Below are 23,173 nucleotides of genomic sequence, written 5' to 3' on the forward strand. Positions count from 1 at the left end.
CAGGGACGATTGCGCTTTTGCATATAACTCTCCGGATTACACTGGGAACAGCGGATGGTTGAAGATTCGGGTCAGCCAGCCCGCCGCGTTGGCATCGCTCAGCGCACCGCGTCCGGCGTAAGAGATTCGCGCGTTGGCAATTCGCTGCGACGAAATCGAGTTATCGTTTTCGATATCATCGGCGCGCACCAGGCCGCTCAGGCGGATGTATTCATCGCCCTGATTGAGGGTCAGCCATTTCTCACCCCGCAGTTCCAGCACGCCATTTGGCAGAACGCGATGGACCGAAACCGTTATTGAGCCTCGCAGGCTGTTCTGCTGGCGCGAGGTGGCGCTGCCATCGAAATCGCGATTGGCATCAATCGAGCCGGATATTTTGTCTTTGGTTTTGCCAAACACCACCGGAGGTGCAATATCGACGGTGTTGCTCTTACCGAACTGGGTGCCCGCTTGTTTGCTCGACTGGGTAGATTCTTCCAGGATCACGGTCAAAATATCGCCCACGCGGTAGGCGCGGCGATCGGCCGTTAACGACCAGTTATAACCCGATTCAAAAACACCCCCTGCCCGGCCTGCGGCAGTGACATCAGTGTCGGTTTTCGGGGGAGCATAAAATTCGTCGTCCTTTTTCACCAGGATGGTCTGGGATTCACATCCGGCAAGCAGTAAGACAGCTGCCATAAGCCACAGGTACTTTTTCACACGTGTTTCACTCACTGTCACGGGGACCACACCTGAGCATGGCCCCCGGCTACTGATACCCTTTTACAGGTTCTGATTGATGTACTGCAGCATGTCATCCGCCGCAGACACCATCTTGGCGTTCATTTCGTAGGCACGCTGGACGGTGATCATCGCCACCATCTCGTTGACGATATCGACGTTTGAGCCTTCCAGCGCATTGTTCTGAATCGTCCCCATGCCATCCTCGCCCGGATCGCCTTCGGTCGGCTGACCGCTGGCCACTGTTTCCAGGTAGAGGTTGTCGCCTTCGGCCTGCAAGCCTGCCGGGTTGGTGAAGTTAACCAACGTCAGCTGACCCAGTACCGTGGCATCACTCTCTCCCGGCAGCAGGGCGGTAATCGTGCCATCCTGACCGACGGCGAAATTCGTTGCCCCTTGTGGGACATCAATTTCCGGCTCCAGTGGCAGACCCTGCGCATTGGTCAGCACGCCATCGGCATTGACTTCCAGCGCACCATCACGGGTGTAGGCGATATCGCCATTGGTCTTTTGCACCTGCAAGAAACCCTGCCCCATGATCGCAATGTTCATCGGGTTGTCGGTGGTTTCGATATTCCCTTCGGTGAAGATCTTCTGGGTGCCCACAATGCGGACACCGCTACCGAACTGGATACCGGTTGGCATCAGGTTATCCTGATCCAGCATCGCACCCGGGGCGCGTTGCGTCTGGTAGAACAAGTCCTGGAACATGACGCGATCGCGCTTAAAGCCATCGGTATTCACGTTGGCAATGTTGTTGGCAATCGCACTCATCTCCGCGTCTTGCGCGGACAGACCCGTTTTACTGATCCATAATGCTGCATTCATAAAGCTACTATCCTGAATTCATAAGGCTGCTCATTAGCCTTCCAATAAACGGTTACCGTAATCACTCAAATCTTCGGCCGCTTTCATCATTTTGATCTGCGACTCGAACTGACGATTGAGGGAGATCGACGCCATCATTTCACCGATCGCCGAAACGTTACTGCTCTCCAGATAACCGCCGCTAACCTTGATGTCTTCGTTAACGGCTGCCGGAACGCCGTTGGCCGTGACTAACATCCCTTCCTGATTTTTAGCCAGATTATTGACCGGGATATCCACCAGCTTCAGACGGTCCACATCCATCGTGCCTTTCACATCGCCATCATCTGGCGTGACGGACAGGGTGCCGTCGCTGCCAAAAGAGGCCATGGCATTCGGCGGCAGGATGATCGGTCCGTTATCGCCAAGCACCGGATGGCCGTTGATCGTCAACTGGCCCTGGTCGTTCTGCTGGATATTGCCGTTACGGGTATAAACTTCGTTGCCAGAGGAATCGAGCACCGCGATATACCCTTTGCCGGAAATCGCGACATCCAGTGGACGGTCCGTTTTTTCCGGGATCCCGGCGCTGTCGTTAATCCCGCTCTGGTTTTCCGCACTCATAAAACGGGTCGCAAAACCCTGCCCCTGCACCTGGTCGGACTGTGATAACGCGATATCGCTGCGAAACCCGCCTGTATTGACGTTGGCGAGGTTGTTGGCGCTTATCTGCTGTTCCATCAACGAATGGGTGGCCCCACTCAGGGCGGTATAAATTAAACGATCCATTTATCTGCCTTACATTGCCTGGAACAGTGCCTGATCGAGCTGCGTATCGGTGGAGATCACTTTGGTATTGGCCTGATAGTTACGCTGCGCGGTCATCAGGTTGACCAGCTCCTGGGTAATGTCGACATTGGACTGCTCCAGAACGCCCGCTTCCAGCGTGCCGGTAGTGCCGGTGCCGGGTACACCGATCAGAGGGGCGCCAGACTGGCTGGTTTCAGTCCAGGAGGTGCCGCTCACTGCTTCCAGACCGGACGTGCTCGGGAATTCTGCCAGTACTACCTGGCCTTCCAGCAGGCGTTCGCCGTTGCTGTAAGTCGCATACACTTTGCCGTCTTCATCGACCTGTACGCCATTCACCTGTGCAGAGGTGTAACCATCGGCATTGTTGGTGGTGACGGAGAAGTCAGCGCCATACTGCGTGCAATCGCTGTAATCGATAGTCATATCAATAGGCGCTGCGCTGTCGGTCGGGAAATTCAGCGAAATCGGTGCCGTCGGGGACGTTAGCTTGCCGGTATTCGGATCAAAGGTCAGCGAGGTGGTCGTGCTTTGCTCTTCACCGTCAAAGGTGTAATGCACATCCCAGGTGTTATCCCCGGTTTTTACGAAGTACTGGTTAACGGTATGTTCGTTGCCCAGCGAGTCGTATACCGTGGTGGTGTAAGTATCGTTGTAGGAATCCATATCCGACGGGTCGAAAGGGTTCACACTGCTGTCGATAGGCTCATCGCTAGCGTTCAGGTTGGCGGTAAAGGACATGGTGGTGGTCGCTTCAGCCGGCAGACTTTCTGTTGAAATCTGCAGATTGGTCACGTTCCCTTCTTCCAGGCTGTTGCTGTCATCCACTGGATAACCCTGCACATAGTTCCCTGACGGGTCGACCAGATAGCCATTTTTGTCGGTTGTGAAGGAACCTGCGCGGGTGTAATACGTGTTGCCTTCCGTGTCCGCGGTCACGAAGAAACCACCGCCGTTGATCGCCAGATCCAGAGAGCTGCCGGTGGAGAGGAACGAACCGCCTTTTGAAATGCTCTGTGCCGTTCCGGCCACGCTGACGCCCATCGCCTGGGTGCCTGCATACATGGCAGAGAACTGAGTGGTGGTAGATTTGTAGCCGACCGTACCGGCGTTAGCGATGTTGTTACTGATGCTGTCCAGCTGCTGATCGACAGCATTCAGGCCAGAAGTGGCAATTTCATAACTCATGGTTTAATTTTTCCTGGTGTTCTGGTAACTCAAATTCAGATAACGTCTTCAGCAGGCGTATCACCGCCATCCGCAGACGAGGAGTCAGGTATGCCGAACTGGCTAATCGCCGTAAACGGCACTTCACCCACGCCGGTGACTTCCAGCAACGGCGTGCTGCCATCCAGCGGAATACGCACGTCTTCCACCTGACCGGACACCTCGATGGGAACTTCTTCTTCCCCGGAATCCGTCACGACAGAGACTTCGTAATCGCCCGGCGGGATGCCATAGTCCGCCGGGTTGAAGTCGAAAGAGACCTGCCCATTGCTTTCGCTGCTGACATCCAGAGGCACCGTATAGTCATCGCCGGCGGCATCGGAAAAGTGCAGGGTCGCGGTGCTGCAGCTATCCGACAGCGTGATACGGCCCTGAATATTCCCTTCGCCAACGCTCATGCTGGTGGTCTGGACCATGATGTCCTCACCAACCATCTTGCCGAGCGCCATCACCTGCAGATTACTCATCAGGATGGCGTTGGTGTTCATTTCCACACACTCCGCCTCACCCATGGTGACCAGCGCCATGGTACCTAGCTGGCTGATATATTCGGTCGGGTCCGTCGGGTCGGTCGGATCCTGGTTTTGGATCTCAGCCACAAACATCGTCAGGAACATATCGGTCGCGTCACTGTTGGTATCGGTAGTGGTTGTCGGCGTGGGCGACACATCGCTGCTGTCCGTTCCACTGGTGCTGCCCGTCGCAGCATCAGCGCCAACCTGATACTGGGGCTCGTCATCGCTGGAAACCGGAGCAGCCGCAGAAACGGCCTGCTGAGTGCTGACCTTGCTGCCTTGATGTTGCAGGTAGGCACGCATCGCTAGTCCATTCATGCGTTCTCTCCGAGCTTAAGCAGGCTCTGCTGCATGCTTTTCACGTTGTTGAGCACGTCAACGTTGGTCTCAAAATCACGGGACGCAGACATCATGTCCGCCATTTGTTCGACGACATTGACGTCCGGATAAAAGACATAGCCATCCTTGTCTGCCAGCGGATGATGCGGCTCATAGCGACGTACTGCGCCACCGCTCTGCAACACATCCTGGACGCGAACGCTGGCCCCATCGATATCGTGACGCTGATGATCGATGAGACTGTTGTTATAAACCGCCGCAAAAACAGGGCTACGGGCTTTATAAACCGCGTCCTCGCTTGTCGCCGGTGACTCTGCGTTCGCCAGGTTACTGGCGACGGTATTCAGACGCACGGTTTGCGCCGTCATGGCAGAGCCTGAAATCTGATAAATATCAGCAAAAGACATACTTACTTCCCTTCTATCGCTGTTTTAAGTCCGCTTATCTGCATGTTCATGAACGCCAGACTGCTCTGGTAATCCATGCTGTTCTGAGAAAAGCGAGCCTGCTCGCTATTGAGATCAACCGTATTGCCATCCTCCGATGGCTGCATCGGCACCCGATATTTGACCGTCGGTGTCGAAACCACGTCTTGTTCACTTGCTCGTTGCATCTCAGCGGCAAAATCAATATCTTTAGATTTAAAATTCGGCGTATCGACGTTTGCCAGATCCGCAGTCAGTAACTCAGTCCTCGCAAGACGCAACTGAACTGCTTGAGCATGTACCCCGAACACCTGCTGAAAACTTATACCCATCGTGTTTGATATCTCGTGAATAACCTTGCCTTTGGTTTATTAGCAATAATCATGCCAATCTCATAAATCGTTAAGAGGTAAGGTTTTTATGTTTTCTCATCGCTCCGGCGGGAAGGTTACTTTCCGCTGTCTGTGCGTCGCGTTCTTCGCATGTCTGTTTGTCGCCCCGGCACAGGCCACCGCGAAAGGTCCACGTGCGCAAATCAATGCCCTGGTCCTCAGCACGGCAGGAAAAGACATTGATAAAATGGCCCAGAAAAAGGGCTGGAAGGACTACCACTACAAGCTGAATGTATTCATTCCTTCCTACGCCGCAACGGAAACGCCTTGTGGGTCGGCGCTCAAAGCCACCCGCTCTGGCGCAGAGCTCGTCTCGGTTAACCGCATCAGCTATGACGTGAGCTGTCCAGGCAGCCAGGGCTGGCATCTCAGCGTGCCCGTGCACGCCGATCTTTATGTCCCGGTAGTGATGGTGAACGGCGTCGTTGAGCGCGGTGAAGTTCTGGATGAGAGCCAACTGGTGTTGAAGAGCTACAACATCAGCAATGCCCATGGCGACCTACTGACCCGCCTTGATCAGGTTCTGGGCCTGACCAGCAAACGGACCCTTAGGCCGGGTAAACCGGTGATCGCGTCACAACTGGAGATGCCGGAACTGGTCAAACGCGACCAAAGCGTGATGCTGCAATCACAGTTGGGTGGGATAACCGCTCAGACGGCAGCGATAGCGATGAAAAATGGCCGCAAAGGCGACACCATCAAAGTCCGTAACGAAAGCAGTCAACGGATCGTTAGCGCTATCGTCATCGATCAAGGGGTTGTGAAAACCCTGAATAGTGAGTGACGGAAATATTTTTTCACTTCTGGGTTAAGTTTTCCTTCCCATCTGTCGCCTGTTTGTTTGTGAAGAGCGAGGCAGACGCCCCCGGATGGTTAACAGGCTTGAGGTCAAAATGAAGATTGCCCCGATGTCAGTAGAGAACACGGCCGCAGCAACGCAGTCAGGTTCCGGAACTAAATCGAAAAAAAACAATGATGTGGCTACGGTTGCTCCCCAGCAATCTGCCGATGAGCTGACTCAAAGCTCGCTGCATTCTGCACAGGTTGCCCTGAACAATTCCCCACAGGATGACGTGGATATGGACAGTGTTACCCAGATGCAGGCCGCGCTAGCTAACGGCAGCTTTACCGTCGATAACGATGAACTCGCAGCCTCAATGCTGAGTTTCTTCAATTAAAGAGAGTTACCTGAAGTGAGTGACAAACTCGTCCTGGTGAAAGCATTACTGCGCGGCATCCGTCTCGATGAAGAGCAATACGGAAGCTTACGCCAACTGCTCGAACAGCAAAGACTGTGCATGATCCGTCGCGACTGCGATGAATTAGAACGCGTTAACCACAAAATAGAACAGCACTACGCTGAGCTGAGCGAACAGTCCAGGGCACGCAGAAATGCCCTCCAGGAGCTGGGATTAACCGCTGACCGGACCGGAATCGAGACCGTTTTTAGCTGGCTGCCCTCCCCGCAAAAAACGGCCGCGATGACCGCCTGGAAGCAGCTGGAAAATCAGGCCAGACGATGCAAATCCTATAATGAAAAAAACGGCGAGTTGCTGATTCGCCAACAGGAATTCGCACAAACCTTTTTGGGTAACAAACCGGATTATCTCTACCATCCCTGATACACCTTCCTGAGGTGGAAGCCACGTTTCCGCCTCTGCCCCAGCTATTTTTAACTCATTGAATAGTAGAACATTAAAACTGGCATGAATATTGCGAGAGGTTTTCTATACCTCAATTCATAATGCCGGTTAGTTGCAGAGAACGTTATGCCACAGATTGATTACCACCAACCCGAATTCGTTCGTCATTACCTGAGCCAGCCCGATGCCAACCCTGAGCAGGTTATCGCCCTGAACTGGTCACAGGAAACTCGCCTGAGTTTACCCCTGGACAGCACCGCCACCTGTGGCGCGCTGCTGCAAAAGCCGGATGCCTTTGTGCTGCACAGCGAGAAGCGCGACGCCAAGAATGCTGCCGACGCGCTGCCAGCCCGTGCACGCCTGCTCAACCAGGTCTCCTTCGATATTTTGACCCTGCATCCTCTGCCTGCGGATATTCGCTTATACGCCCTCGGCATTCTGCTCTCTTTCGCCGAAAAAAGTCCGGGCGAAAGCGACGAGACCCTCGCGCTGCTGGCCACGCTGCCGGAGAAAATGCGTGAGCATTTACAGCAGGGTGCGCTGCAAGCCCAGTTCGCGCAAATGCCGTCCGTGCCAGCCTTGCAGCGTAAGCTGATTTCCGGCCTCGCGGAGCAGGAATTTAACTGGGATCTACTGCCAGAAAGCCAGCGTAAACAGGCACTTCCGCTGCAAATCAGCCTGCTGTCATTACAGGATGCAAACAGCGAAGCGCTGCTGCAACAGCAGCTGACCGACCTGTGGGAAACCACCGCCTCGGCCAGTTTCGACACCCAGCCGTGGATGCTGGAAAACTACTTGCTGTATCGTCTCTATCACGACGTTTTCCCGTGCCACGAACACGATTCTGCCCAGCAGCGTTATCTGCTGCTGAACGCCGATTACTTCATGCTGAAATCCCTTTTCAGCCTGTGGGTGATGGACGGCTCTGTCCTGAGCGAAGAAGAGATTGTTGCGCTGGTCGCGATGTTCGAACAGTGGCGCCACACGCCAGCGGCGCAGGATTACTACCGGCAGCTTCTGGCCTCCCCTGCTGGTGGTGCCCTGCTGAGCGCGTTCTCCCTGCTAGTCCGTTAACTTTCCCCACCGGGGCGGATACGTTACGCCCCGGCGCTGTGAGCTTGATGAAAAACTGAATATGTCATTACCCCCGACCCCGAATAAAAACCCGTTATTGATGGTGAAAACCCTGGATTCCGGGCGTGAACTTCCGTTTGTCAGCGTGGTAACACCCACCTGGAATCGCGCCGCCTTTTTGCCGTATCTGTTATACATGTTCCGCTACCAGGACTATCCGGCCGACCGCCGGGAGTTGGTTATCCTTGATGACTCACCGCAGAGTAATGAGAAGATCATCCATGCGCTGACCCAGGGAAAGCCGGAGGCGTTTAATATTCGCTACGTCCATTCGCCAGAGCGCCTGGATTTAGGGCGCAAGCGCAACATGTTGAACGAGCTGGCGCAGGGGGAATACATCGTCTGTATGGATGACGATGATTACTATCCTCGCGATAAAATCGCCTACACCATCGGCATGATGCAGCGTCACCGGGCGCTGATTTCGGGCTCCGATCAGATTGCCATCTGGTACAGCCACATTAACCGCATCTTTAAAACGCGCTCGTTTGGCGAAAATCACATTCTCAACGGGACGTTCTGTTATCACCGCAACTACCTGAAAAAGCACCGCTATGAGGATGACTGCAACCTGGCGGAAGAAAAAGGCTTCACCAACAACTTCACGGTGAAACCGCTGCAGCTGCCTGCCGAACGCACGATCCTGTGCATATCTCACAGCCAAAACACCTTTGATAAAGATTTTGTCCTCGGCAGTAGCCAGGCTCTGGAAACCACGCTGGATGAGTGGGTCAGTGACCCGATGCTCAAAACCTGGTATCACGGTTTGCATAATGCCGCACACGGGCAAAGCCTCGACTGGCGCCACGTCGATCAGTTTGTGGTTATCAATCTTGATAAGCGTGAAGACCGGTTGCAACACATGCGTAACGAGCTGAGCCTGCTCGGTGTCCCGGCGGAGAAAATCACCCGTATGAGCGCCGTAGAAGACAGACACGGCCAAAGCGGGCGTCGGCAATCGCACCTTCAGGCGTTACAGCTGGCGCAGGAGAAAGGCTGGAAAAACTACCTGCTGCTGGAAGATGACGCCGTCATGCTGAAGCAGGCAAAACACGTTCAGGCACTGAAAAAACTGCTGCATGCCTTACCGGTCCTGCCGTGGGAAGTGATTCTGCTGGGCGCCAGCGTTCAGACCGGCAGCGAGCTGAAGAGCTTTGATAATCTGGTGCGTGCCAGCAGCTGCGATCATATCTGCGCTTATCTGGTGAACAGCCCTTCTTACGCCACGCTGCTGCGTCAAATGCAGGAAGATCTTTCGACCACCCTCGAAGAACAGTGGCAGCCGCTGCTTCGCCAGGGAAAATGGCTCGCCTTTTATCCGAGCATCGCCTACCAGAAACCTGGCCTCAGCGATATTACCGGCGAATACAGCGATATGACTCAGCACTATTTCAGCCGCCTGCCGCGTAATACCGATAGCATGACAAACGCCGCGCCGGTCGAAAAAATGCTCAACCAGACCATCGGCTTTTTCATGGAGTCGGCGTTCCATTATCAGGTGTATAAACCGATACTGGATGTGTTGCTGGCTCAAGGCTATCAGTGCGAGCTATTGATCAACGACCGGACACCAAAAGAATTTATTCACGAGATGCAGGAATGCCTGTCATCGCTGGATACCCCTCAGCTACACGGTAGCCTGTTGTCGAAAGTGGCAGAACGTCGGCAGAAATATGGCTGCCTTGTCAGCCCATACTATTCGCCGGTGATAAACGGCCTGGCCGAGGTTCACGTTCGCGCCATGTACGGCCTGGCAAAAGAGGAATGGAACCACGCCTGGTGGAACACGTTCTATCAGCACATTCTCTGCTACAGCCACCATTCACAGCAGGCGCTGAATATTAACGGCAGCGCAGTGCTCGTCGGTAATCCCCGCTTTGATGCCTGGCACAATCAGCAGTTCGAACAGGAACTCCCGGCGTCGCTCAGAATCGATCCGGCGAAACCAACGCTGCTGTATGCCCCGACCTACGGGGCGCTCAGCTCGATCCCACACTGGGTCGAGAAGCTACATAACCTGAGCCATCAGTACAATGTGATTACCAAGCTGCATCACGGCACGCTGTGCCGCGCGGAAGAAAAAACCTCACTGAGCCTGGTCAAACGGTATTTGAAACGTCATGTCAGCGAACATCAGCACACCCTGGCCCTGTTGGAAAAAGCGGATTTCGTGATAACAGACAACAGCGGCTTTATCTTCGACGCCATTCACGCCGGGAAGCGCACCATCCTGCTGAATTGGGAAGGTATGGACGACCTGTTAAAAGACGGGGCCAGCTATTCCACGGCCCACAGCGCAGATCAAAAGATTCGGGAAATCTTGCCAGGTGCGGGAAATATCGAAACGCTGGTGTCTTTGCTGAAAGAGGAAACGCGCTGGTCTGAGGTGGATAAGGCAATGCAGGAATGTCGGGAATATTATTGCGATGCTTTCCTGGATGGCCAGGCGGCAGCCCGTGCGGCGAAAGTGATAACCAACGCGCTTGAGCAATCATCGATGCCGGGAAATAACACGTTGTTAGCCAGCATCCAGAAGAAATTATTTAGCTAAAAAAAACGCCCTTCAATGCAGATTGAAGGGCGTTATTATTACACGTCGGTTTCGCTATTGTCGTCTACGTCTGGCTCGAAGCTTTCGTCATCCGAATATTTTTCGAGGAACATCTCTTTCGTTATCGGCCGTGAGAATAAATATCCCTGTCCCAGCGACACATTCTCTTTCAGCAGGAATGAAACCTGCTGTAAAGTCTCAATCCCTTCCGCAATCACTTTTATATTATGACGGTGAGCCTCAAGAATAATTTCCCGGGTTTCGTTCAGGCGGCTTTTCGCCATCAAACGGCGGTCCAGCTTAATATAGTCAGCTTGCCATGCATTATTTTTAAGCTCGAGCATTAACAGACTATAAATATCCCCCCAGGCAATCGTAAAACCACTCTCCCGGAGTGCTTTCAGATTAGTAATCATCTGCTGGGTCAGAATGGCATCTTCACCCGTTATCTCCAGAATAATCTGTGGCGGAGAAATGGAGTAACGCGCCGCCTGCGCAATCACCAGCTCAGAATAGTCAGCCCGCAACAACTCCGTTTTAGAGATATTGATGTTATAGAGCCTGTCGTCATCGGTCTCAGGGAAGTAGCGGTTGATGTATTCGAATGACTCGTTGACCAGATAGTGCCCGAGATTAACGATGCCGGTACCATGGCGCTCAAGGCTCGCGATAAACCGGAACGGAAGAATGGTTTCCCGCAGGTATTGCCCGCGAATGAGGATTTCTCCGCCGGTACATTTGAACAACGAGAGATCAAACAGCGGCTGGAACCAGATATCAACAGGGAAAGGTTTTTGATTGTTAGATATTCGCTTGATTATGATGTCAGATATTACTTTTTCGCGGGATTCGTTCATTATATGAGATTTCGCTGCGGGAATATTCTTAGTATTGAAAGATAGTTTGATAATAATGAAATACTAAACTGAACGTCATGGGAGCGCAAGTTTTTAACACAGGGAAAATGTAAGCGAATTAAGGTGGATATATTTCGCTATCGATAACTTTTATTTTAAATAAAGTTTACTGATAACAATCGTTGACATTAAGACGGTCTAAAGAAGAGGAAGGGGAACAATATGCGGTAAGACGTCCCGATAATTCGGGACGTCTGGATAATCAATTACTGTGATGTGTTCTCAAGTGACGCTTTCTTCAGACCTTCATTTACCCAGGCCATAAAGATGAGATAGCCAATCGACAGCAGCGTTGCCCCGATGAACATACCCAGAATACCGTTTGTCGCCATGCCGCCCAGCGCACCGAGCAGCACAACTGGCATTGGGACATCCACGCCACGGCCCAACAGCATTGGCTTAAGCACGTTGTCGACCATACCCGCCACAATCAGTAGCACGGTAAAGACCACATTCATCACGGTTCCGTGGTCGCCTGTCAGCCACATGAGAGCGATTGCCGGTAAGCTCACAAGCAGAACCGGAACCTGTGCAATCCCCAGGATCAGCGCACCAACGAAGAAAATACCCACCGCCGGGATACCGGCCAGCGCCATGATGATGCCCACCAGCAGCGACTGGATCAGCGCCACGCCGATGACGCCCTGCGCAACGGCACGAATCGTTCCGGTGCAGAGTTTGACCAGCTCAACGCCTTTTCTTTCATCGGTGATACGCATGGCAATACGCGTCGCGCTATTCGCCCCGGATGCGCCCACAGCCATCATGATGCCCGCCGCGATAAAGGAAATGATAAATCCGAACACGCCGCCGCCCATACTCGCCAGAACCGCCAGCACCAGTTTGGCCGCGTGGGCAATCTGAGAGTGGTAGTCACTGATGAGGCCCGGTAAATCCTGTGAGGCCTGAGACCATAATGCAAACAGCTTCCCACCGATAACAGGTATAGTGCCGATGCTGGCATTAGGCGGTGGGATAACCAGATGTGTGTGACTGGCTTGCTCAACCAGTGTGGTGGCGCTTTCCCCTAATGAGGTGAGCATGATAATGGTCGGGACGACGATAAGCGCCACGCCGAGTAATACCAGAATGACGGAGGCTAAACCCTGCTTCCCGCCCAGTTTTTTAGCAAAATATTGATGCAGCGGATAAAGCGTAACAGCCAGTATCAGCCCCCACAACATGACGTTGAGGAAGGGGGAGAATACGGTAAAACAGAAAGAAGCCAGGGCCAGGATCAGTCCAAATTTAATGAACATATCCAGAAATCTGGTTACGAGTCTTCTTTCAATGGTAATTAAATCATTGCTTTCCATTATGGGTTCTTCCAGTTGTATTGATATTTATCGCCGCAGGGGCGAGCGAAAAAACGAACTATTATAGAGGAGTGGGGGGTAGCAATAATTGTAGAATATTATCTAAAAATAAATAATCTTTCGTGCGGTGGCAAGGGAAGTTCCCCCGCGTTAAATGGTCCCGGATATAAGAGCAAAGCGCCATCCGGTGAAGCGTATACTCTAAATAATTCACGTTGCAGGAAGACGGCAAACCTGCTCCCCCCGGGAGCTTACTCAGGTAAGTGACTGGGGTGAGCAGGTGTAGCCAACGCACATGCAGCTTGAATTATGACGAGTATAGCGCTTACGTGACCGCAGAAACCTCAAGTTAAGGAGTCTGGCGTATCCTTAATGTGCAGTGACAGCTGCGGCAGCAACCGGATGATCAGAACCTGCAACAACGGCGGTGCGCGCTACAGGGTTCGAGCCGCCAGAGGTCGCTACAGCCATCTCTGCTGGATGGTCAGAAGACATGACTACGGCGCCGCGGGCAACAGGATTTGCACCATTACCGCCAGTTGCAGCAGTCATTGCAACAGGATGATCAGATGATGCCACAGCAGCTGTTCTGGCGACCGGGTGTAAACCAGCAAAAGCAGAGATACTCACGGTTGTAAAAGCTAAAGCCAGAATGATTTTTTTCATAGTATTACCTCTGATAAACAAAATATAAGTGACAGCATGGAACGACAATCGACATCCCAGTCAGAAACCCATACGTCGCAAAACACACGGGGAAATTAATTTCACAGACACTGCCTACCACTCTTATAATGGAATTACAGAGGTTAAAAAAGGCTATTTTCGTTTTTATTTGGACAGCAATAAAAAATTAATTTTAAATTTTCATCATTTTCTCATGCTCATCAAATCATATTTAAAAGCAAGGATAACGATGAAAAGAAGTGTTTTTGCTGTGGCTGACGGACAAGTGACATTCTGCGAGATCTTCGCCGAGCACTGGCCTTACGGTGAGGTTTTTGGGTCTCTCTATTCTGGTTGTTTTATGACCTTTCATTAGCATCTATCGATGGATGATAAATACGATAATTTTTCTCATAATTGAGTCTGCCAGCCATGAGCCTGATTCCTAAGGGTGTAAGCATCCCTGTTAGCGGCATCCCAGACACCGCCCCCGCGCCGGGTATGTACCAACTGTGGCTTATCCCGGAACTCAATCCGTGTACCAACTTTCAACCCGTACACCTACGCCCCGACTCCAGGATGGTCACACTAGTCGGGTTCCACTACTTAGCCATGCCACCCCCACCGGAACACAAGGCAACGTGGGCTAGACTGCCGCTAAGCTCTACCCCGTAATGGTCAAACAGGGCAGGTGATCCGTTTAGGGATCGTGGCGAGATTAGTCAGGCGTGGCGCGGGTTACAAGGGGGGGATATGATGAACGGGCGATTTTTGGGCGTGTTAAAACGCCTGTTTTTAGAGGTTTTCTGTTATTGCTTACGGGGGTAATTAAGAGGTTACGTTATTGTCTACGGAAAGAGAGGAGTGTGTCTAAGTGCTTGATTTCATGGTACGCCCTACAGGATTCGAACCTGTGACCTACGGCTTAGAAGGCCGTTGCTCTATCCAACTGAGCTAAGGGCGCACTGAGAAGGTAAACTTCGCGGTGTTGAACGCCGGGAATTATACGGTCTAAGACCAATGAGTCAATGGGTTTCGCCCTCAAAACCCTCATCTCTGAGGATACCTGCAAAAACAATCACATCAACTGATTAAAGCGTAAACACTGGCTTTAATCTCGCCTTCCTATACGAAATATCCCGCTACGGTTTAAGCAACGCCTGGTACCTTCAGATATTCCTTATAGCAACAATGAAGCACGTCCCCGGACGGAGGGGAAACCGTTGTGACACCCCTATTGCCGACTGTTCTCAGGCAATATTTTTGTGCTTATGCCGATACTCACACAGAGTGCAATGAGCAATTGCCCAACGTGCCGGGAGGGAAACGATGCGTGTGATGCTACGCAGGGAAAGGCGGCGGCGAAATATCATGGAATTTCAGGGGCATTCACTTCCCCTTCCCCATAACGCGCTGGTTGAACGTAACGACCTGATCAACCATACGGCACGCTATTGCGAGTACCACATTCTCGTGACGCGCGACCGCTATCTTGCTACTGGCGTTCGTCACAGCCCTGTTCCCTTATGCCTCTGTCGCATCTTTGACGATATCGACGAGGCGCTGGATGTGGTTCGCCTGACGCACCCGCTTGGTCTGATTATCGATCTCGAAGGCCAGAGTCTGGCCGTCATTACGCTTCTGGATCGCCTGCGGATGTTGCAGCAAAAGTATCCGGCACTGGACATCGTGCTACTCACTCCTGAAGTAGACCCGGGTGCGCAACAGTTTCTTCAGTTGGCCTGTCATTGTCGGGTGTTCAACAAACGCCTGCCGCTGTTTCAGGCCCGCGATGCGCTTCATCTCCAGAGTCAGGCTCAGTCTCTTGTGCCGCGTTTGTTCAAAGCCAAAGAGTGGAGCGTGCTGATGTTGATGTCTGAAGGCTACGCCTTATGCCATATCGCTCGCCTGCAGGTTCGTCCGTATCACAGGATTATCTACCGTGTCGGCTGCGTTTTATCGCTGCTGCGACTAAACCATCGCCACCAGCTGCTGCGCCTGCTTCAGCGCGTGGGGGCCATTCGGGACACGCATTACTCGGGATAACCTGCTGATGTCAGGATGATTTTAAGAAATTACTTAAATTAACGTTAATAAACGGTAATTTTTTAACCAAAAGAAAACAATTACAACTATTCCTAAGAATGTCCACAGGGCGATATTTATCACCATAACAGACACAAATAATGAAATTTATCTCCACATTAAATGAATTAATTTCACCATCGTCGGTGATTTGTTCGAGCATTATGTGAGCTAATCGACAAACCAGCCCCCTTTCCGTACCCGTCTGGCAGGACAAACGACGGGTGAGTGACTCAGGCAAAAAATCCCTAAGCTAAACTCATCGTTTCCTCTAACTCGTTATCCAGTCAGCATTTTTTCCCTTATCGCCACACCCTGCGGCACATCACAATTCGTCATTAATTTAACAACCACATAACAAGCAGTCGCATATTTTGTTTTTTGCTATTACATAAACACTAAGCGTCAACAAATCGATAAACTGCAGAAATTAGGCCCAAAAGAAAATTCCTGGTCAATCCGCTACAGAACATCGTAATTAGTAAAGTTAATTGTCGTAATCTCAGACTTTTTCCTAAAACGTTACACGGTATAATCGGCACCGTTGAGATAAATAACAAAAACAACAACAAGATCATCTATGGATAATATGGTAATAGCGACGATTTTGTCGTAGCTCAAAAAAGGAAGCGCTGATCACAGCAGCCCACAAATAAACAAGCATCAGAAAGAACTGATGCAACCCGCCGTTTTTACGAACGAATGGCCTGCCAGCCAGATATTGCGTTTTCTCTTACCCTGGATGTTAACCTTTAGGGTGCAACCGAGTGTTCCAAAACGAGACAAATGCACGCCGGGGCTGGCAATGAAGTTCTCTCCGAACTCAGCACAACTGAATACATAATCTGAGGAATAGAAAATGAAACCTGCTTCCGTTGTTATTATGGATGAACAACCTATCGTCAGGATGTCGATAGAGGTTCTGTTGCACAAGAATAGCCAGATTCGCGTTGTCCTCAAATCGGGTGATGGCAGAGAAGTCATTGATTATGTACGAAAAAACAAAACAGACCTGGTCATTGTTGATATTGAACTGCCTGGAACAGATGGTTTTTCGCTACTCAAACGGATCCACGACCTCAGCCCGAAAACCAAGGTTTTGTTTTTATCTTCAAAGTCGGAAAATTATTATGCCGGGCGGGCGATTCGCGCGGGCGCCAATGGTTTTGTCAGTAAAAGAAAGGATCATAATGACATCTATAAAGCGGTGGATATGCTGCTGGCAGGCTATTCTTTCTTCCCGGCAGATACTCTTAACTTTCTTAGCAACAATCCGGCAAAGCGTGGAGAATTGAACGAACTTCCGCTTTCAAATCGTGAAGTGACGGTGCTGCGCTATCTGGTCAACGGTCTGACAAATAAAGAAATAGCCGATCAGCTTATGCTCAGTAACAAAACAATCAGCGCGCATAAGTCAAATATTTTCTCCAAACTCGGCGTACATACTATTGTTGAATTGATTGACTACGCAAAATCACACGAGCTGGTTTAAGAGTATGCGCCGTGCCCGATAAAATATAGGGCACGGCATTTTGATATTAATTGTAGTTAATCATGAACGTGGCGTCGGCATCAGCCTTACCGGGCTGCGGATTATCGGCTGTCGCAATATAGTTGGCGTAAAACTGCAACGTTGCGTTGCCCAGTGCATCGACGGCCACTTCGCGGCTCGCCTGCTGTAAAGGCAGACGGCTGCGGTCGGCGTCGCGGATTTCCACCGCCACCCGTGTAGCATTGCTGGTGCCGTTCAGCCCAAGCAGTGTGGGGTCGTCGTCATCAGCTTTTCCGGCAAAGGTTATCGATGCCGACCCCGGCGGGCAGCCAGTCAGGCTCAACGTAAAAGGTATCACCGAGGTGGTGCTTCCGGCGTTGCGAAGCTGTTTGGTGGCCCAGCGCCCCAGCTCGACGGCTTTGTCGCTGTCGCTCGCCTCCACCACGCAGCTGTAATCCACCACGTTACCAAACAGCTCTATGTTCACTGCCCCCAGCGCGTTATCGGCACGCACACTGTGGCTCATCGCCGTTGCGGCCAATACGGCCAGACACATATAGACTGATTTCATCGGCAGGCCCTTAGTCATAATCCACGCGCAAATACCCCCTGGCGGTAAATTTCCCTTCCGCCGGTTTGTTGCCGGTGACGCTGATTGGCCATGCGCGGATCCCCACCTGCGCCTGGGCGCTGGCATCCAGTCGGAACGGGATTTTGCTGTTAATGTTGTTCGGCGTTAGCGGATTACCGCTATTATCGGCGACGATAAAGCCCAAATCCGGGTTATCCGATACCATCGCGTTGCCCTGCGACTTTTCCGCTTCCACGCGCATGGTGAGATACGCCTGCGATTCCACGTTAGTACATTTGATGCCAATGGTTTTCTGCTGCGCCGGGATATTTGCCGGACGGTTTCCGGCACCTGCCTGGCTAAACAACGATGCACCGATATCGCCAAAATCAAATTGCACCACGGTACCGGCATTGATCTCACAGGTTTGCGGCACGTTGATGGTACCGCTGTAACTGATGGTATAGACCGGCGTGGTCAACGGATCAGCGCTGGTTGTGGTCACATAGACGTTAAACATGGTCTGTTTCGGGATAACCACCATGTTGATGAATCGTCGCGTCACCTTCAGGCGGAATACCAGCTTCGAATCATTTACCGGAAACGCTTTTTGCTTAGGCACATTCGGGTGGGAACCCATCTGAATGTCGTTCTGTGGCGGATAAAAGACACCGGCTGAGCTGTCTGTTATCTGCATCGCGCCGTCGAGATAATCATTAAGTTTAAGATACTTAAAGCCATTCTCGGTGCTGACCACCGGGAAGCGGGTGACGTAGCTGCGTTTAGTGGTAGTGCCCGTGGTCCCGCTCGGACAGATGGCATTCACCCCTACCCAGCCGGATTTTTGGCTGAGCGTGACCACTTGCCCGACCTGGTTATTGGCGCTGGTAAAGGTATCGGTCAAATCGTAAAACACGTCTGATGCCACACCGTTCGCGTTGCGGCAAACCGTGGCCATCGCCGAGGTAGACGCCATTGCGCATCCCAGCAGTAAAACGGTGAAGACTTTATTGATCACAGCGAACCTCCGTGAGCGTGATCGCCTGTTGCAGGCTCTTTTCCGGGAGCGAATAGCGAGCGCGACACTGTGCGCCCGGGCCTTCGCCCCACTGAATCAACAGATCACCGCTGAGCGGCAAACCACTTAAGTAGATTTGTCCGTCGTCGCCCACCATGCTGGTGACGCCGCTGGTCGCTTCCCGGACAATGGCCCCAAACGGCACCGGCTGCGCGCCGCGACGCGCGGTGATTAACGCCCTCACACCAATCCGCGTATCGAACGTCGCCCGCACCACTGCGCCTTCGGTTGGTACCACGCTGCTGACGTTGTTTTCGACGTCGGTGCTGTTGCTCATGGTGTTGGTGTCGAGCGCAATGCGGTTGTAGCGATAGACGGTGGCGTACGGCATCACCGCGTAACCGCGCCAGTCGGTTTTGACCCCGGTCTGGTTTTCGATGCTGACGCCGCTCGCACCCGGCGCTTTGATAAGCACGTTGGTATCGCCCAACGGCTGACTGAACGTGACGCCATCGGCGTGCGCCAGAATGCCGCCGGATGCCTGCCAGTTCAGAGAATGCTGGTCGCGGTCATAGTTGTAGGCGCCGCTCAGGGTGCCGTACGTCGCCTGCCAGTTGGCGCTGGCGCTGCCGGTGTAACCCTGGCCGCTGGTGCTGCCCTGCGTCACGCTGTAGCTGAGGTTGTTTCCATCCAGTAAGGTGCCGCTGACGCCGCTCTGCCAGCTATTGTCGCCGTCGCTGTTGCGGCTGGCGGAAACGGTGGCATAGGCGCGGTCAAACGCTGAATTGCGGCGCGCCGCGCCGTTGCTGAACAGGCTGAACGGCACGGAGAGATTAAATGACGCAATCTGATCGGTGCCCGGAATACCAATCGAACGGTTCCACGACATCGACACCGAATAGCTCACCCCGCGCCAGCCGCCGGAATAGCCCACCTGATACCAGGTGTTGGTATCGTCAGAACCCCAGTAGGTTTGTTCACTGCCGGAAAGATACAGCGAGCCGTAATCACCGAGCGATTGCGAAATGTTGGCCTGGAAGCGGCCTTTTTTATTCTGCGTCAGGTTGTGGTAGCTGATGATATCCGGCACGCCGTCATCATCCGTTTCCTTGTCGCTGTACTGATAGCCGCTCATGTTCTTCCACGTCGTATCGTCGAGGGTGAAGAAGCCATTAGTCGAGTAGCGGTAGCCGAGCAGCTGGAAGTTGGTCCCGTAGGTGTTCAGAGATTTGGCGTACAGGAAACGCAGCGATTGCCCGTCGTGGGTGCTGTCGTCCACCAGCCGGCTGTGCGCGTGAGTGATATCCAGCGAGACCGCGCCCCAGTCGCCGAGGTTTTTCCCCAATCCCAGCGCCACGGAGGTGTAGTTTTCCGCCAGCTGCGTGCCGCCGTAAACCGTGTAGCCGTCGTTCAGCCCAGTGACCACCGTGCCCTGCGCGAAGAACGGCGTCTCCTGTTGGTTGTTACCAGAACGGTAATCCCCTGCCACCAGGTCATACTTCCAGCGGCCTTCACGTTGCAGCAAAGGGACCGAAGAATACGGCACGGTATAGCGCTGCTGGCTGCCGTCTTTTTCGTCCACGGTCACCTCCAGGTCACCGCTCGAAGACGTCGGGTTCAAATCGCTGATGGCGAATGCCCCGCTCTGGACATAACTCTGATAAACCACATAGCCGTTCTGGCGAATGGTGATTTTGGCGGGCGTGCGGGCGATGCCGCGCACCGTCGGCGCGAAGCCCTGCATACTGTCGGGGTACATGCTGTCAGACGAATAGAGACGCGCCCCGCGAAAGCCGACGCTGTCGAACACGTCGCTCCCGGTGTTGCTGTCACCCATCACCAGCTCACTTTTCCACGGCACTATCGCACGCTGCACCCAGGTGGCGACATTGCGCCAACGATTTTCTCTTTGGGAATGGTTATCGGAATAGGTCCAGGTGCCACTGTTACGCAGCCGCCACGGGCCGAAGTTAGCGCCGCTGGTCAGGCTCAAAAAGTAGCTGTCATCATCGCTGCCGCGGTTACCGCTAAAACTGTAGTTCGCCAGCAGCGCCGGAATGCCTTCATCCCACTCTTCGGGCGGAATATAGCCGCGCGCACTGTTGAACATCGCCACCTGTGGCAGGCTGATGTTGAGCCTGAGCGCCGCAAAATCGAAGGCGATCTCCGTTCCAGGGATAACGTTTTCCAGCGCCACGCAGGCCTCAGGCGCCTCTTTCGCCAGCGCAGGAAATGCCGCGATGTTGACGCCAAGACGCTTGAGCAGCGCCGGGGTCAGGCACGGGGCTAATCCCCCGGCGGCTGGCTGCGTGCCTTCGGCGGGCGTAAAAGTTAAATCCTGCGAACCAACGAACTCATCGTTGCGCCAGACATCGACCCGATACACCCCGGCGGGCTGCTTGTTGCCTTTTTCGAAGCGCGACAAATCCGCCACGCCCGCCGCATCATCGGACAGGAACGAAGGATTAAAATAGCTTTCCGCCTGTACGCCGGACACAAACGACATGCCGGACAAGGCAAGGGTCAGCAGTTTCAGACGCGGCCAGCGTCTGGAACGTTCGACGTGAGGAAAGATATTCATTACAGATTCACGCGACGAGCCGGAGTAATTGCTCCGTAGTCATTCACGCTCTGCCAGCTCAGCGCGCCCTGCGCACCCGCAGGCAGCGTCACCGTGGCATGGCTTTTTGGCGCAACCATCACGTTGTCGAGCTTCTTGCCACTCATCTGTAAATTGACCAGAGTGATGAAATACGGCGAAGGATTGTTAATGCTGATGGCTGAACCGCTGCGGGTGAACGCCAGTGTTTCGAGAGCCTGCAACGGCTGCGTCTCAAGTTTGTTCGGACGAACGAACAGCTTGATGCGCGACAGGATCGCCAGCTGTAACACGTTGTTGTTTTCGCCGTTGTTTTTATCCATCGACGGGATCGCTTTAACGTTCAGATAAAAAAGCGATTCCCGGTCCGTGGCCAGGGCTGGCCCGGCATAGATGATGCGCAGCGTGTTTTCGCTATTGGGCTCGCTAACGAACAGCGGCGGCGTGATGACGAAGGTTTTTTCTTTCTGACCGCTGGCATTTTCAATCCACGCGTTAATCAGATAACGCTCCTGCTTGTTGCTGTTGCTCAGCGCCAGCGAGGTTTGTTTGGCGTCAGCGGGGTAAATCACTCGGGTCGCGCCCAGCGCGATGCCACCTGCCGCCTGTGCCGGTAGCGCATTCATTAACATCAGAATTGACAACAAAAGTGTTTTTTTAATTAAGCGGATCATAACCCAGTTACCTGTTTTCTTATTTTCTGACAGCGTCTGTTTTTAGGGATAAACAAGGGTAAACCAGACGTCAGTGAGTAAATCCCCTGGTACGAGCGGTAATGAAATAACGCGATAACGCGCGCTGAAATGGAAAGTCATTTCCTCCGCGGTTATCGGTAAATAATTATCGGGCGGTGCGTTTGGAATAATAAGCTGCTGCTGGGTATCAAAGAGCGCCAACCCTAAGCCGCTTTCTCCTGGCCTGCCGCTGGCTTTTGATGAGGCGACAAAGACCTGCGGATCTTCCGCCGGACTCAACCCCTGAAAACTCATGCCCACAAGGTTTGCGACATCGCGACGACACTCCACGAGGCGTAGCGTGAACGGCACGGTAACGGTGGAATAGCTGCCCACTTCGCCGAAGGTATTGCTGCGGTATTGCCCCATTTCCACACGTAAATCCTGGCTCTCAGGGGCCACAACGCAGGCGCTGTTCACCAGTTCACCGCGCAGCTGAACGCGCCCGCCATCGACTACCACCGTGTGCGCGAAAGCCGGTGCAGCCGCGACGAATATCAGTGCCAGCAGTGGTAACGTCCGTATCATGATAGATTCCCGGGAGGTCTAAAAGGGTCCTCATCCTTGAGGCAATGCTCATCCTGAGCGTGACTGAGGCTTACTCGTATTTCATTACGAAGGTAGCGTCAGCGTTAGCCTGGCCCGGCGCGGTGGTGTCCGCCGTTGCTTTGTAACGCGCGGTGAAGCGCAGGGTGTTAGTGCCTTCTACCAGGTTCTGCGCGGTAGAGAACGTTGCGCCGTTTGGAGCCAGCGTCGCGGATGAAGTATCCAGGATTTCAATGCCGACGCCGGTTGCGGTATCGGCGTTGTCACTGGAAGCCACTGCCAGCAGGGTATTGTCTTTCGCATCAACCTGACCGGTAAAGGCTACAGCTGCGGTTGCCGCGACGGTGGGGTCGCAGTCATTCAGCACGATGCTGAATGGGATTTTGGCAGAGGTATCACCGGTTTTAGTGAAAGATGCGGTGCGGTACTGGCCCAGTTTCACTTCCTGATTGGAAGAGTCGGTGCTGACCGCACACGCCGCGTTGACCAGTTCACCTTTAAAATGCACGTTACCGCCGTTAACGGTAGTGGTATCGGCATTGGCCGCGCCAACGAACAGACCCAGCGACGCCACCAGAGACGCAGCAATTTTGCTAACTTTCATGATTTTTCCTTGATGATTTATCTAATTATTTACGGCGAAGAAACTACCCGAAAATAAGTTTC

23 protein-coding genes and 1 tRNA gene are annotated in these 23,173 nt (G+C 53.0%); 7 read left to right on the plus strand and 17 right to left on the minus strand.

Annotation, left to right across the window (positions count from 1 at the left end):
• Positions 1–36: 36 nt before the first annotated feature.
• From flgH to flgB, 7 genes are all read right to left on the minus strand, one after another.
• Entirely contained in the window at positions 37–702 is a 666-nt protein-coding gene (gene flgH / locus MUU51_RS20445) for a flagellar basal body L-ring protein FlgH (protein ID WP_258968624.1), read from the minus strand.
• Between the two features lie 63 nt (positions 703–765).
• Entirely contained in the window at positions 766–1,551 is a 786-nt protein-coding gene (gene flgG, locus MUU51_RS20450; protein ID WP_159773000.1) for a flagellar basal-body rod protein FlgG, read from the minus strand.
• Positions 1,552–1,584: 33 nt separating this feature from the next.
• Entirely contained in the window at positions 1,585–2,319 is a 735-nt protein-coding gene (locus MUU51_RS20455; RefSeq protein WP_159772997.1) for a flagellar basal body rod protein FlgF, read from the minus strand.
• Positions 2,320–2,328: 9 nt separating this feature from the next.
• Complete coding sequence (gene flgE, locus MUU51_RS20460; protein WP_159772994.1) at positions 2,329–3,525, minus strand: flagellar hook protein FlgE; 1,197 nt, start codon at positions 3,523–3,525, stop codon at positions 2,329–2,331.
• A 35-nt stretch (positions 3,526–3,560) separates the two neighbouring features.
• Positions 3,561–4,397 (minus strand): flagellar hook capping FlgD N-terminal domain-containing protein, encoded by an 837-nt coding sequence (locus MUU51_RS20465; RefSeq protein WP_159772991.1) that lies wholly within the window; start codon positions 4,395–4,397, stop codon positions 3,561–3,563.
• The gene (gene flgC, locus MUU51_RS20470; RefSeq protein ID WP_159772988.1) at positions 4,394–4,825 is read right to left on the minus strand and encodes a flagellar basal body rod protein FlgC; all 432 of its coding nucleotides are present in this window, start codon (positions 4,823–4,825) and stop codon (positions 4,394–4,396) included. The genes MUU51_RS20465 and flgC overlap by 4 nt, the downstream gene beginning before the upstream one ends.
• A 2-nt stretch (positions 4,826–4,827) precedes the next feature.
• The gene (gene flgB, locus MUU51_RS20475; protein ID WP_159772985.1) at positions 4,828–5,175 is read right to left on the minus strand and encodes a flagellar basal body rod protein FlgB; all 348 of its coding nucleotides are present in this window, start codon (positions 5,173–5,175) and stop codon (positions 4,828–4,830) included.
• Positions 5,176–5,263: 88 nt separating this feature from the next.
• On the opposite strand from flgB, the gene flgA reads away from it, so the two are divergent.
• The 5 genes from flgA (at position 5,264) to MUU51_RS20500 (ending at position 10,563) form a co-directional block, all read left to right on the plus strand.
• Positions 5,264–6,019, plus strand: coding sequence for a flagellar basal body P-ring formation chaperone FlgA (gene flgA, locus MUU51_RS20480; protein ID WP_258968477.1), 756 nt, complete (start codon positions 5,264–5,266; stop codon positions 6,017–6,019).
• A gap of 109 nt (positions 6,020–6,128) precedes the next feature.
• Positions 6,129–6,413, plus strand: coding sequence for a flagellar biosynthesis anti-sigma factor FlgM (flgM, locus tag MUU51_RS20485; RefSeq protein ID WP_258968478.1), 285 nt, complete (start codon positions 6,129–6,131; stop codon positions 6,411–6,413).
• Positions 6,414–6,428: 15 nt separating this feature from the next.
• Entirely contained in the window at positions 6,429–6,857 is a 429-nt protein-coding gene (locus tag MUU51_RS20490; RefSeq protein ID WP_159772976.1) for a flagella synthesis protein FlgN, read from the plus strand.
• A 147-nt stretch (positions 6,858–7,004) separates the two neighbouring features.
• Positions 7,005–7,952 (plus strand): lysine-N-methylase, encoded by a 948-nt coding sequence (locus MUU51_RS20495; protein ID WP_258968479.1) that lies wholly within the window; start codon positions 7,005–7,007, stop codon positions 7,950–7,952.
• A gap of 61 nt (positions 7,953–8,013) precedes the next feature.
• Positions 8,014–10,563: a glycosyltransferase gene (locus MUU51_RS20500; protein WP_258968480.1), complete on the plus strand. Its 2,550-nt coding sequence runs from the start codon at positions 8,014–8,016 to the stop codon at positions 10,561–10,563.
• A gap of 38 nt (positions 10,564–10,601) precedes the next feature.
• On the opposite strand, the gene MUU51_RS20505 is transcribed toward MUU51_RS20500, so the two are convergent.
• The 4 genes from MUU51_RS20505 to MUU51_RS20520 form a co-directional block, all read right to left on the minus strand.
• Positions 10,602–11,420 (minus strand): EAL domain-containing protein, encoded by an 819-nt coding sequence (locus MUU51_RS20505; RefSeq protein ID WP_258968481.1) that lies wholly within the window; start codon positions 11,418–11,420, stop codon positions 10,602–10,604.
• A 266-nt stretch (positions 11,421–11,686) separates the two neighbouring features.
• Positions 11,687–12,796, minus strand: coding sequence for an AI-2E family transporter (locus MUU51_RS20510; RefSeq protein WP_309582925.1), 1,110 nt, complete (start codon positions 12,794–12,796; stop codon positions 11,687–11,689).
• A 369-nt stretch (positions 12,797–13,165) separates the two neighbouring features.
• Positions 13,166–13,462, minus strand: coding sequence for a hypothetical protein (locus MUU51_RS20515; RefSeq protein ID WP_159772961.1), 297 nt, complete (start codon positions 13,460–13,462; stop codon positions 13,166–13,168).
• Positions 13,463–14,349: 887 nt separating this feature from the next.
• A tRNA-Arg gene (locus MUU51_RS20520) sits at positions 14,350–14,426 on the minus strand.
• 407 nt (positions 14,427–14,833) lie between these two features.
• Here MUU51_RS20520 and MUU51_RS20525 point away from each other — a divergent pair.
• The gene (locus tag MUU51_RS20525; RefSeq protein ID WP_258968483.1) at positions 14,834–15,508 is read left to right on the plus strand and encodes a hypothetical protein; all 675 of its coding nucleotides are present in this window, start codon (positions 14,834–14,836) and stop codon (positions 15,506–15,508) included.
• A gap of 898 nt (positions 15,509–16,406) precedes the next feature.
• Positions 16,407–17,039 carry a fimbria biosynthesis transcriptional regulator FimZ gene (gene fimZ / locus MUU51_RS20530; RefSeq protein ID WP_159772955.1) on the plus strand — a complete coding sequence of 211 codons (633 nt, stop codon included), beginning with the start codon at positions 16,407–16,409 and terminating at the stop codon, positions 17,037–17,039.
• 46 nt (positions 17,040–17,085) lie between these two features.
• Here the strand turns inward: fimZ and sfmF are convergent, their stop codons facing one another.
• The 6 genes from sfmF to fimA form a co-directional block, all read right to left on the minus strand.
• Positions 17,086–17,595, minus strand: a complete 510-nt coding sequence (gene sfmF / locus MUU51_RS20535; RefSeq protein WP_159773189.1) for a fimbria assembly protein — start codon at positions 17,593–17,595, stop codon at positions 17,086–17,088.
• A 25-nt stretch (positions 17,596–17,620) separates the two neighbouring features.
• Positions 17,621–18,586: a type 1 fimbria D-mannose specific adhesin FimH gene (gene fimH / locus MUU51_RS20540; protein WP_258968625.1), complete on the minus strand. Its 966-nt coding sequence runs from the start codon at positions 18,584–18,586 to the stop codon at positions 17,621–17,623.
• A gap of 31 nt (positions 18,587–18,617) precedes the next feature.
• On the minus strand, positions 18,618–21,134 hold the full coding sequence (locus tag MUU51_RS20545) for a fimbrial biogenesis usher protein (protein WP_258968626.1): 2,517 nt from the start codon (positions 21,132–21,134) through the stop codon (positions 18,618–18,620).
• Positions 21,135–21,208: 74 nt separating this feature from the next.
• Complete coding sequence (gene fimC, locus MUU51_RS20550; protein ID WP_258968484.1) at positions 21,209–21,901, minus strand: type 1 fimbria chaperone FimC; 693 nt, start codon at positions 21,899–21,901, stop codon at positions 21,209–21,211.
• A 42-nt stretch (positions 21,902–21,943) separates the two neighbouring features.
• Positions 21,944–22,489 (minus strand): type 1 fimbrial protein subunit FimI, encoded by a 546-nt coding sequence (gene fimI / locus MUU51_RS20555; protein ID WP_258968485.1) that lies wholly within the window; start codon positions 22,487–22,489, stop codon positions 21,944–21,946.
• Positions 22,490–22,559: 70 nt separating this feature from the next.
• On the minus strand, positions 22,560–23,111 hold the full coding sequence (gene fimA, locus MUU51_RS20560) for a type 1 fimbrial major subunit FimA (protein WP_159772943.1): 552 nt from the start codon (positions 23,109–23,111) through the stop codon (positions 22,560–22,562).
• Positions 23,112–23,173: the final 62 nt, after the last annotated feature.

The organism is Scandinavium manionii, assembly GCF_024764775.1.
In the GTDB taxonomy this organism is placed as follows: domain Bacteria; phylum Pseudomonadota; class Gammaproteobacteria; order Enterobacterales; family Enterobacteriaceae; genus Scandinavium; species Scandinavium manionii.